The sequence below is a fragment of the Streptomyces alkaliterrae genome (assembly GCF_007097205.2).
Classification (GTDB): domain Bacteria; phylum Actinomycetota; class Actinomycetes; order Streptomycetales; family Streptomycetaceae; genus Streptomyces; species Streptomyces alkaliterrae.
Genome location: NZ_VJYK02000189.1, coordinates 1 through 10,679 on the forward strand (window position 1 = coordinate 1; position 10,679 = coordinate 10,679).

Consider the following 10,679-nt stretch of genomic DNA (forward strand, 5'->3'; position numbering starts at 1 on the left):
GGCCCCGCACTCCACTCCGGCCCCGAACCCCGCGCCGACGACGCATCACGCTCCGGCCCCGCACCCGGCGCCGGGACCGCCCGCGCCGGCCGGCGGCTCCGCCCGGATGCGGCAGGTCGCCGACGAACTCGACCAGCTCGACGAACTCCTGCGCAAGCGGGACGGCGATCGGTGAACGGGCGTCGGGTGGCCGGGCGTTACGAGCTGACCGAGCCGCTGGGCAAGGGCGCCATGGGGCAGGTGTGGGGCGGCCACGACCTCAGCCTCGGCGGCCGCCCGGTGGCGGTGAAGCTGATGCACTCCGGCCGGGTCGCGTCCCTCTCCGGCCTCGGCAGCCAGGCCGACCTCCAGGAGCTGCGGGACCGCTTCCAACGCGAGTGCCGGGTCACCGCGCAGCTGGACCACCCCGGGCTGGTCACCGTCTTCGACGCCGGCGAGGACGGCGAGGAGCTGTACCTGGTGATGCAGCGGGTGGAGGGCGGCGACCTCAGCGACCACCTCGCCGAACACGCTCCCTACCCGGTGGACTGGGCGGTCGCGGTCGCCGCCCAGCTGTGCTCGGCGCTCGCCGAGGTGCACGCCGTGCGGATCGTGCACCGCGACCTCAAGCCGGGCAACATCCGCATCCGCCCCGACGGCCGCGTCGTCATACTCGACCTCGGCATCGCCGCCGTCACCGACGTCGGCGACGGCACCCGGCTGACCCGCACCGGCGCGATGGTCGGCACCCCGGTCTACATGGCGCCCGAGCAGGCGATGGGCGACATCCCGGTAGGGCCCGCCGCCGACCTGTACGCGCTGGGCGTGCTGCTGTACGAACTCCTCACCGGCCGGGCGCCGTTCGAGGCGCCGGAAGCGACCGGCCTGCTCTACAAGAAGCTGCACGAACCCCCGGTGCCGATCGGCCGGCTGAGACCCGACGCGCCTCCGGCGCTTGCCACGCTCGTCGGCCGCCTGCTGGACCGCGACCCCGCCGCCAGACCCGCCGACGCGCACGAGGTGCACGCCGCGCTCGCGCCCTATCTGCCCCGCCCCGGCCCCCCTTCCCCAGGCCTGCCGATGGACCCGGGCCGGCCGTTCCGCACCCCGCTCGCCCCGTGGCCGGACCGCCCGGTGAGGCCGACGCGCCCCACGTCGCCGCCGCGCGGCCCGACGGGCTCCTCCGCGCACGGTTCCACGTCCGGTTCCATGCCCGGCTTCGGGCCGCCGCCCGCGATGACCCCGGCCGAGGACCTCTCGCGCACCCTCACCCAGGTCCGCGCGCTGCTGTCGGCGGGCCACTACACCCAGGTCGCCGAGCTGCTGGGGCGGGCGCTGCCGGCTGCCGTCGCCGCGCACGGCGAGGGCTCGCCGATCGTCCGCACCCTGCGCAAGCAGTACGCGGCGACGCTTGTGGACACCGGCCAGTACGCCCGCGCCCTGCCCGAGATCGCCCGGCTGATCCAGGAACTCACCGCCGAACTCGGCCCTTACGACCCGGCTGTCCAGCAACTCCGCCAGGACGAGGCCCTGTGCATGCAGCGCCTCGGCGCGTACTGAACCTCAGCGGCCGCCCGAGCGCAGGGCGCGGGCGACGCGGCGGGCCACCGGGTTGCGGCGCAGCACGGCCACCCGGCCGGGGGCCAGGCCGCCGGGCAGTCCGAGCGCGGTGAGCCGCCGCTGGCGCACGTAGCGGCGCCGCTCCACCGGATGGGCCGCCAACCAGTCGGCGGCCCGGGCGCGCAGCGCCGGATACGTTTTCGCCTGCATGCAGTAGCCCACGGCGTGCACCAGTGCGGTCAGCTCCGCCGGGTCGGGCTCGGGCAGCACGCCCGACGGCCGGTCCGCGAGGTCGGGCACCAGGTGGTCGACGAGCACGACCGGCATCCGGTTGCTGTTCTCGTACGGCGTCAGCCGCTCCAGCAGCAGCTCGGTGCCGACCCGGGCGACGGGCACCCCGTAGCAGGTCGCGGCGGTGAGCATCGCCGTGGAGAAGCACCCCACCACCAGCTTGGGCCGCCACCGCTCGTACAGCGTCTCGGCGAGCACCCGGGCGGTGAGCACGTGCAGCGTCACACCGGCCTCGGCGGCGGCCTTCTCCAACGACTCGGAGTACCGGCGCGGCGCGGTGGGGTGCGGTTTGAACGCGACGACGCGGTGGCCGGCGTCGATCGCACCGCGCAGCATCCGCAGGTACAGGTCCTCCTCCTCGTCGGCGCTGAGGATGTCCAGCGCCGCGAGGTACTGGCCGAGCAGGACGGCGGTCGGCGGCTCGTCGTCGGCGCGAAGCAGACCGGCGTCCGGCACGGTCGCCTCCGCGACCTCCGTGAGGACGTCCCGGAACGCCTCGGTGGGCACGGTCTCCTGCCGGACGCCGTTCTCCGCGTTCTCCGACAGCAGCAGCGGTTCCAGCCCCGGTACGAGATCGAGGCGCAGCACCCGCCGCACCCGGTGCTGGAAGGAGACCGGCAGCCGGGTGCGGGTGGGGCCGTAGCACATCAGCCCGTCCGCGTAGACGTGCACCGGGCTGGTGCCGAAGAGGGTGGCGAGCGCCCGGGCCGGACTGCCCTGGATGGACTCCACGACCAGCTCGACGGGCCCGTCCCCGATCCGCCACGCGGTGCGCAGCAGCCGCTCCCACACCGGCGCGTCCCGCTCGGACGGCGCCCAACCCTTGGGGTGGTAGGGGTGGATGGTCTCGTTCCAGTCGATCGTCTCGTCGAAGCGGGCGCGCAGTCCGTCGAAGCCGTCCATGGTGGTGAGCGGTTCGGTGGTCTCGGGTACGGCCGCGTTGTTGCAGACGAGCAGCACCCGGCGGGCCTCCTCGCGGGGGCCGAACCGGCCGGCGTCCAGCGCGGCGGCCAGGGTGGCCGCGCCGAAGAGCGTGGAGACCTGGAAGATCTGTGTCGTCGTGGGCAAGGTCAGGCAGCCTTCCGGGCCCGCAGGCGCCGGAGCGTCCTGCTGCGTTCGTCGTCCATCGTGTCGAGGGTCTGGTCGAGCACGTCCCGCGGCATGCGGTGCAGCGCCGAGGCGCACATGCGGCGCAGCCGCTTGCCGTCGGCCGGGCTGTACTCGCGCACGGTCTGCATGTGGTAGGCGATCATCGCGCAGTAGGTCCGCACGAGTTTCGGCAGGAAACGGTCACGTTCCGGGTCGTCCTGGAGGGCGGTCAGCACCCGGTCGTGCGCGGGCAGGAAGTCCAGCTGCCGCTCACTGCGGATCTGCGTCAGCGAGTCGGTGACCCCGCGCCGGTAGAACACCCCGGTGAGGCCGACGGCCGCGCAGCTCTCGGTGGCCAGGTGCAGCAGCCAGGTCCAGGTGCGGTCCTCACAGGTCCGCAGCGCGGTGTCGAAGCGGGTGCGGCCGTCGTCGAACAGCTCGCGCCGGCACACCACCGACCAGGCGTTGGGGTAGTCGACGAGCGTCGACAGATGGGCGGGTGCGATCAGGTCCCGGGGCCGCAGCACGGTGTCCCGCAGCGGCACCGGCGCCCGCCGCACGGTCCGCTCCACGCCGTTGACCTGCACGTGGTCCACCCGCACGAAGTCGCAGCGCAGCCGTTCGACGACGCGCACCAGCTCCGGCAGGTAGTCGCGGGCGTACCAGTCGTCGCCGTCGAGGAAGGTGACGTGGGCGCCCTCCGCCGCGTCGATGCCGGTGTTGCGGGCCTGCGAGATGCCCTGGTTGCTCGTGTGTCTGAGCAGTCTGCTGTTCGGCAACTCCCGCTGGGCGCGTTCCAGTACGTCCGACGTGCCGTCCGTCGAGCAGTCGTCGACGAGCAGGAACTCGATCGACGGGTCCGCGTTGGCGGCCAGGCTCCGCAGGGTGTCCGCGGCGTACGGACGCACGTTGTAGAACGGGACCACAACGGAGAGTTTGGGTGACATGAGGCTTTCCAAGGGGTGGAGTGAGGGTGAGCCCGCGGGGCGGTCGCCCGCCCGTCCCCGCACGCTAGGGCCTACGGCGAGGCGTCCGGTGGCGTCGGACCGTCACCGAGGTGAACGCTGGGCGATGCGCAACTGAACACGCCCCGGGGCCGGCTCTCCGGGCGGCCGACTGCGCCTGAAAGCACACGTGTTGGGGTCACTCGCGGGTCGAGGCCGGGTTGTGGGTCAGCCCAGCCAGCGCCGCAGCCGCAGGCGTCCCCACAGCAGGCTCGCGGCGTAGGACAGCACCACGGTCGCGGCGAGCGAGCCGACGAGCAGCAGCCCGGCGGCGCCCGCCCCGAGGTCCGGTCGGACCAGCGGCCGGACCAGTTCCTCCACCACCAGCACGTGCACCATGTACGCGCCCAGCGCGGCGCCCGCCAGCTTCGCCAGCCGGGGCCGCCAGCGTTCCGGCACCCGGATCCGGCAGACGAACAGCAGCACGCAGCCCGTCATCAACGCCACGAACAGATGCGCGTTGGCGATGACGTAGTGGACCTGCGTGTTGTACCAGAGGCAGGCGGCCCAGGTCGCCAGGAAGCCGGGCACCAGCAGCCACCGGTACCGGGCCGGTACCCCGCGCGGCAACGCGAACAGCAGCGCGCCCACCACCGCGTACACCAGCGAGTAGGTGCCGAAACCCCACTTGACCGGCGGTGTCTCCCAACCCGTCAGCTCGCCGACGGTCCCCACCACCGAGGGCGCCACCGCCACCGCCAGCAGCGCGGCGCCGAGCCCCCACGGCCGTCTCCCCGCCCACACCAGCAGCGCGAACGCCAGTACGGCGATGAGCGGCAGGTAGGTGTACATGAACCACAGGTGGTAGGCCGGTCGCACCGACCCGAAGGCGGAGGCCACCGCGAGGTCGGTCATCGGCTCCTCGTTGCGGCCGCGCAGCCATGCCCACGCCAGGTACAGCACCGTCCACACCAGCAGCGGCAGCCCGTTGCGGGTGACGCGCCGCCACGCGGTGGGGCCGTCCTTCGGCGGGGCGCCGACGAGCACCGCCCAGCCGGCCAGCGCGAAGTACATCGGCACGGCGAACTCGTTCGCGGAGTCCGCGAGGTGCCCCACCCAGTAGGCGCCGGAGCCGTTCGCCTCCTGCCGGTCGACCGCGTGCACGAACGTCGCGCCGACGTGGCCGAGCATCACCGCGCAGGAGCAGACGAGCCGCATCAGGTCGACGTCCGCGCGGTGCTCCCGTCTGGCCGCATCCTCGGCGCGGGGCGTGGCGACCGTGCCGGTCGTGGGGTGCTCGGCGGCCGGGGCGGGCAGCGGCTGGGCGGCGACGCCGGGCGCGGTCGGTCGTCCGTCGGCCGTGGCTGAGGCGGAGGCGGGATTGGAAGGCATGGTCCGATCGGGGGTTCGGGGGCGGCGTGTCAAGACGCGTCGTACCGGTGAACTCCTACCGGCCGCCCGGTAACGGGCCACGTCCGCCAGGCGGCCGCCCGATGAACTCCGGGCGCGCGGCCCGGCGTCGGCGGCGTCGGGCCGGACACCCGGATGGCGCAGAACCGGCCGGAATGCTTTGGGCAAAGACTGGAGGGGCGAGGGACGGACTGCCTAAGATCGGTCCGCCAGGTCGCTGCACCGCCGCAGGACCGTCGCCGCCGTCGGGAGGCCCCATGCAACGCCGTAGGTCCGCGTACTCCGTCGCCGCCGTCGCTGCGCTGGCGATGGCCGCCCCGCTGCTGACGGCGTGCGGCGGCGAGCCGAGGGCGGGTTCGGCGGCCGTGGTGGACGGCGAGCGGATCACCGTGTCGCAGGTGCAGGCCCGCGCGGAGTCGGTGCGCGCGGCGCAGCGGGCCGACGCGCAGAGCGAGGAACTGATCCGCAGCACCGGGCCGCTCGCGGAGTTCAGCCTCAATCAGATGATCAACCAGCGGGTCGTGGAGCGGGCCGCGAAGGACCTCGACGTGAGCGTGAGCCGCCGCGAGGTGCAGGAGCGCCGGGCCGCCGACGAGAAGGCGGTGGGCGGCGCCGCCCAGCTCCGCGACATCATGCTCAAGCGCAACGCCATCGCCCCGGACCAGATCGACGAGCGTTACCGCACCGGGCTGCTGCTCGACAAGATCGCCGAAGCGCTCGGCGCCCAACCGGGCACGCCCGAGGCCGGTGAGGTCGTCGTGCCGAAGCTGACCGAGACGTCGAAGGCGATGGCCATCGAGGTCAACCCGCGCTTCGGCGAGTGGGACGACGAGCACTGGCGGCTGGTCGTCGCCGACCGCGACTGGCTGAAGACCTCCCCGGGCGCGGGCACCCCGGACGACGGCGCCCCCGGCGGCCACGACGACGACCACGACGGTCACGACCACTGACCCGCTGAGGTCACGACCGCTGACCCGCTTACCCGGCGGCCGCCCGCCGGACCGGCGCCCGGCGGGCGGCCGCCGGGCTGTCGGCGGCGGCGGTTACATTCGGGGCATGACCTCAGCCGCCGCCCCCGACGCGCCCGCCGCGGACTCCGGACGCATCGTCCTGCTCACCACCAGCCACCGGGTGGCGCCCGGGCTGCTGTCCTGGCCGGCGTGGGAGACGCTGCGCGCCGCCGACGAGGTGCGCTGCGCCGACGCCGGGCATCCACAACTGCCGTACCTGGCCGAGGCCGGTGTCACCGTGCGGACGGGCCCGCTGCCCGCGGCCCGGGAGCTGCTCGACCTCTGCGCCGGCGGGCGCACGGTCGTGGTGCTGGCCGACGCGGCCGGTGAGCCGGCGCTCACCGACGGCCTCGCGCGGCTCGCCGGTTCCGGGCGGGAGCGGATGCCCGACCTGGAGCTGCTGCCCGGCTCCTACGACCTGCCCGGCGCCCGGCTGCTCGACCTCGTGCAGGTGATGGCCCAGATCCGGGCGCAGTGCCCGTGGAGCAGCGTCCGCACCCACCGCGACCTGGTCAAGTACGGCATCGAGGAGGCCTACGAGCTGGTCGAGGCGATCGAGGAGGGCGACCGTCGGGAGCTGCGGGAGGAGTTGGGGGACGTCCTCCTGCAGGTGGTGTTCCACGCGGCCATCGCCGCCGAGCACGAGGAGGAGCCGTTCGGCATCGACGACGTCGCCGCCACCATCGTGGAGAAGCTGATCCACCGGCATCCGCACGTCTTCGGCGCGGAGACGGCCGAGTCGCCGGAGGACGTGAAGGCGCACTGGCTGCGGACGAAGGCGGCGGAGAAGCGCCGCACGTCGGTGACCGAGGGGGTGCCGCTGGGGCAGCCGGCGCTGGCCCTGGCGGCGAAGCTCGCCGGCCGGGTGCGGACGGAGGGGCTGGTCGTGCCGCTGCCGGAGCTGCCGGGCGGCGCGGGCATCGAGGGCGCCGGGCGGGCCGGGGAGGTCGGTTACGAGCTGCTGGCGCTCGCCGTGGAGGCGGAGGCGGCGGGCACGGACCCGGAGTCCGCGCTGCGGGCGGCCTCCCGCGCCTACCGCGACGCCATCCTGGCGGCAGAGGCGGCCGACGCGGGGGCCCGCGGCGGTGGGAGCGAGGACGACGGCCCGGACAGCCCCTGATCCGCCCGCCGCCGTCAGCGGGGAGCGGCCGGCATCCGCAGCCCGAGCAGGGCGATGTCGTCGTGCCCGTCGCTCGGGTGGTGGTCGGCGAGCAGGCGGCACAGCTTCTCCAGCGGCAGCCGGCTGTTGGCTCCGGCCAGCTCGGCGAGTTCGGCCAGGCCCGCGTCGATCGGCCGCTTGACGTCCTCCACGAGGCCGTCGGTGAACAGCAGCACGGTCGAGTCGGGCGGCAGTTCGCGGCGGTGGTCCGGTCGCGGGATGTCCAGGTCCACGCCGAGGGGGAGCCCGGGGTCGGCTTCCAGGTACTCGGTCCGGCCGTCCGCCGTCACCAGCAGCGGCGGTGCGTGCCCGGCGCTGCTCCAGCTGAACCACCAACCCCCGTCCTTCGGCTCGATACGGGCCAGACAGGCGGTGGTCACCGGGTTCTCGGTGATGGCGTGCAGGGTGTGGTCCAGTTGGGTGAGGACCGCGCTGGGCGGCGTGCGCCGGTCGTACAGGAGGGCGCGCAGCATGTTGCGGGTCTGCGCCATGGCCGCCGCGGCCTGCAAGTCGTGGCCGACGACGTCGCCGATGACGGCGGCGCACGCGTCGTCCGGCAGCATGATCGCGTCGAACCAGTCGCCGCCGAGCTGGCCGGGTGCGGTCGCCGGCCGGTAGACGGCGGCGCCCTCGTAGGGATGCAGGTTCGGCAGGCTGGGCAGGAGCAGCCGCTGGAACTGCTCGGCGCTGTTGCGCACGTTGTCGAACAGCCGCGCGTTCTCGATGGCCACGCCGGCGGCCGCGGCGAGCGCGACGACGATGTCCTCGTCGTGGGAGTCGAAGGGCTGCCCGTCCTCGCGGTCGCACAGGTACAGGTCGCCGTAGACCTCGCCGCGTACGGTGATCGCCACGCCGAGCAGGTTGCGCATCGGCGGGTGGCCGGCCGGGAAGCCGACGGACGCCGGATGCTCGGGGATCACCTCGACCCGCAGGGGGCCCGGCTCGTGGATGAGGTGGCCGAGGAGTCCGCGGCCGTGCGGCAGTTCGACGCCGGCGAGTGCGGCCCGCTCCTCCTCCGACAGCCCCACCGGGATGAACTGCGCCAACCGGGTGCCGTCCTCGGTGAGCACGCCCAGCGCGCCGTAGCGGGCGTGCACCAGCTCCATCGCGGTGGTAACGATGCGCCGCAGCACGGCGGGCAGTTCCAGCTGCTCGCCGCTGATCGCCATGACCGCCCGGAGAAGGCCCTGGAGGCGGTCCTTGGCGTGGGCCAGCTCCTGGATGCGGCGGGCGATCTCGTCGATGGCGTCACCCGTCCGGGGGAGCCGGGGCAGTTCGGGCGCGAGGCCGTGTGAGCCGCTGTTCGGCCGCGCGGGGTCGCTCGCACCGGACTGCCGCTCCGACTGTCGGTCATGGTCCATCTGCTCTCCTGCCACCGGGGTGGTGCGTGCCGCCAGGGCGGCGGGTGCGTATTCAGGCGAGATCGGTCCCATTGTCCGGGGCGTCCGGACGGCCCGCGAGCCGGGCGTCGCCTGACCGCCATCCTTGCCGCTCCCGCCGGGCCGAGTACAGCCGGGGGTAAAGAAATGGTAATAATCCGCTGTTTTCGGGACACCCGTGCGGTGAGCGCCGTCGCGCCGGCCCTCAGGACGGGGGAGGGAGGGCCCTCTCCCGGGGGCCGTTCGGCCCATGCGACGTGGGCGCGTCCGGCGCAAGCTTGCAGTACCGGCCCGACCTTGGAGGTCCTGATGAGTGACGTTTCCGGCCACGAGCCCTCGCCCACCGGCGGCGCGAACACCGAGCAATGGCAGGACCCGCGTGCCGGAGCATCGAGCCAGGAGGCACGGGGCGAGGCTCCGACCCCGCCGCCTGTGGTCGTCGGCTTCGACAACTCCGACTGCGCGCTGCGCGCGGTGGACCGGGCGGCGGAGGAGGCGGCCCTGCGCGAGACCGGGCTGGAGATCCTCACCGGATGGCCCTGGGAGCTGGTGATGCCCCCGGCCTCCATGGGCAACGCGGAGAGCGAGAAGGTCGTCCGGGAGCACCTGGACAAGGTGATCAAGCGGGTCCACGAGCGGTACCCGGACATGACGGTCGAGCCGGCGCTGAGCTGGGAGCGTGCGGCGGACGCGCTGATCAGCCGGAGCGGCGAGGCGGCGCTGACCGTGGTGGGCACCCGAGGCCACGGCGGCTTCGTCGGACTGCTCGTCGGCTCGGTCAGCCTGCGGACGGCCGCGCACACAGAGGGGCCGCTGCTGGTCGTCGGCCCGCACGAGGAGCGGAGTCACGGCCGGGTGCTGCTGGGTCTGAAGTCCGTCCTGGACGACCACGCGCTCGAGTTCGCCTTCGAGGAGGCGGCCCGCCGCAACGCCGAGCTGCGGGTGGTCCACGCCTGGCAGTTCTCGCCCTTCCCGGACGACGTGCACAAGAACACCGCCGAGGCCACCCACATCAAGGAAGCGGTGGCCAGGCTGCGCGACCGGTTCCCCCAGGTGAAGGCGGAGGTCGCGTCGGTGGAGGCGCCGGCGGCCCGGGAGCTGCTGGAGCAGAGCGCCGAGGCGGACATCGTGGTGGTCGCCGCGCACCGCCGCAAGCGGCGCTTCGGCCTGCAACTCGGCGCGGTCTCACACGCTTTGCTGCACCACGCGCAGTGCCCGGTCGCGGTGATCCCCACCAAGCCCTGAGCCGCGCGGGCGGTCGTGGGCGCCGCACTGCGCCCACGACGACGCCCCGCCCTAACCGGGCGCGGACCGGCGACCGCCCCCGTGCCGCCGGTCCGCGCCCGCTGTGCCCACCTCTCCCGTCCGGCTTCCCGCCCCGGCCCCGGACGGCTGAGGTGGGCACGACCTGTTGACGTCTCGTCTACCGCTGGCCAGACTGCCGCCCATGGCGATCACCGGGCGGGGCATCCGCGGCAGGTCAAAAGCGGCGGCGCTGAGGGCCGCCGCCCGTGCGGCGGCGGCCTTCCGCCCGCCCGGCACGACGGGCCAGGCGCCCGCCGCCTCCACCCCGGCGGCGGGCCCCCCGCGTCCGGTGCGGCACCCGGCGACCGGCGGGGCGGGCACGGTCGCCGGCGCGCTGTCGGCGGCACGGACGGCGGCCGGCAGGCTCATCCGACCGGACGGCCACGGCCGCGGCCCACTCGCCGCCTTCGGCGCGCTCGCCGCAGCCGACCTGCTGGTCGCCGTGATCGTCCTCGGCTACGCATTCCCCCGGGTCGACATCGATTTCAATCCGGCCACCGTCGCCTACCTCACGGCAAGCGTCGCGGGCGGCGCCCTGATTGAAGCATCCATC

8 protein-coding genes and 1 pseudogene are annotated in these 10,679 nt (G+C 74.2%); 5 read left to right on the top strand and 4 right to left on the bottom strand.

Features of this window, described 5'->3' with window-relative positions:
* The first annotated feature begins 171 nt into the window (after positions 1–171).
* Positions 172–1,539 (top strand): serine/threonine-protein kinase, encoded by a 1,368-nt coding sequence (locus FNX44_RS17520; protein WP_143649218.1) that lies wholly within the window; start codon positions 172–174, stop codon positions 1,537–1,539.
* A 3-nt stretch (positions 1,540–1,542) separates the two neighbouring features.
* Here the strand turns inward: FNX44_RS17520 and FNX44_RS17525 are convergent, their stop codons facing one another.
* The 3 genes from FNX44_RS17525 to FNX44_RS17535 all read right to left on the bottom strand — a co-directional run bounded on the left by FNX44_RS17525 (position 1,543) and on the right by FNX44_RS17535 (position 5,255).
* On the bottom strand, positions 1,543–2,898 hold the full coding sequence (locus FNX44_RS17525) for a polysialyltransferase family glycosyltransferase (protein WP_143649219.1): 1,356 nt from the start codon (positions 2,896–2,898) through the stop codon (positions 1,543–1,545).
* Positions 2,899–2,900: 2 nt separating this feature from the next.
* Entirely contained in the window at positions 2,901–3,866 is a 966-nt protein-coding gene (locus FNX44_RS17530) for a glycosyltransferase family 2 protein (RefSeq protein WP_143649220.1), read from the bottom strand.
* 225 nt (positions 3,867–4,091) lie between these two features.
* Entirely contained in the window at positions 4,092–5,255 is a 1,164-nt protein-coding gene (locus FNX44_RS17535) for an acyltransferase (protein WP_143649221.1), read from the bottom strand.
* Between the two features lie 275 nt (positions 5,256–5,530).
* Here FNX44_RS17535 and FNX44_RS17540 point away from each other — a divergent pair, with 275 nt between their 5' ends.
* Positions 5,531–6,223: a SurA N-terminal domain-containing protein gene (locus FNX44_RS17540; RefSeq protein ID WP_173019217.1), complete on the top strand. Its 693-nt coding sequence runs from the start codon at positions 5,531–5,533 to the stop codon at positions 6,221–6,223.
* Between the two features lie 106 nt (positions 6,224–6,329).
* Positions 6,330–7,403, top strand: a complete 1,074-nt coding sequence (locus tag FNX44_RS17545; protein WP_143649223.1) for a nucleoside triphosphate pyrophosphohydrolase — start codon at positions 6,330–6,332, stop codon at positions 7,401–7,403.
* A 14-nt stretch (positions 7,404–7,417) separates the two neighbouring features.
* Here the strand turns inward: FNX44_RS17545 and FNX44_RS17550 are convergent, their stop codons facing one another.
* Positions 7,418–8,803 carry a PP2C family protein-serine/threonine phosphatase gene (locus FNX44_RS17550; protein ID WP_143649224.1) on the bottom strand — a complete coding sequence of 462 codons (1,386 nt, stop codon included), beginning with the start codon at positions 8,801–8,803 and terminating at the stop codon, positions 7,418–7,420.
* 327 nt (positions 8,804–9,130) lie between these two features.
* Here FNX44_RS17550 and FNX44_RS17555 point away from each other — a divergent pair, with 327 nt between their 5' ends.
* Entirely contained in the window at positions 9,131–10,066 is a 936-nt protein-coding gene (locus tag FNX44_RS17555) for a universal stress protein (RefSeq protein ID WP_173019218.1), read from the top strand.
* 202 nt (positions 10,067–10,268) lie between these two features.
* A pseudogene (locus tag FNX44_RS17560) lies at positions 10,269–10,679 on the top strand (hypothetical protein); the annotation flags it as partial.

Bases quoted from the DNA above. Each gene is read 5' to 3' on its own strand.
- FNX44_RS17530 (WP_143649220.1), bottom strand. From the start codon at position 3,866: ATGTCACCCAAACTCTCCGTTGTGGTCCCGTTCTACAACGTGCGTCCG.
- FNX44_RS17535 (WP_143649221.1), bottom strand. From the start codon at position 5,255: ATGCCTTCCAATCCCGCCTCCGCCTCAGCCACGGCCGACGGACGACCG.
- FNX44_RS17545 (WP_143649223.1), top strand. From the start codon at position 6,330: ATGACCTCAGCCGCCGCCCCCGACGCGCCCGCCGCGGACTCCGGACGC.
- FNX44_RS17555 (WP_173019218.1), top strand. From the start codon at position 9,131: ATGAGTGACGTTTCCGGCCACGAGCCCTCGCCCACCGGCGGCGCGAAC.
- FNX44_RS17550 (WP_143649224.1), bottom strand. From the start codon at position 8,803: ATGGACCATGACCGACAGTCGGAGCGGCAGTCCGGTGCGAGCGACCCC.
- FNX44_RS17540 (WP_173019217.1), top strand. From the start codon at position 5,531: ATGCAACGCCGTAGGTCCGCGTACTCCGTCGCCGCCGTCGCTGCGCTG.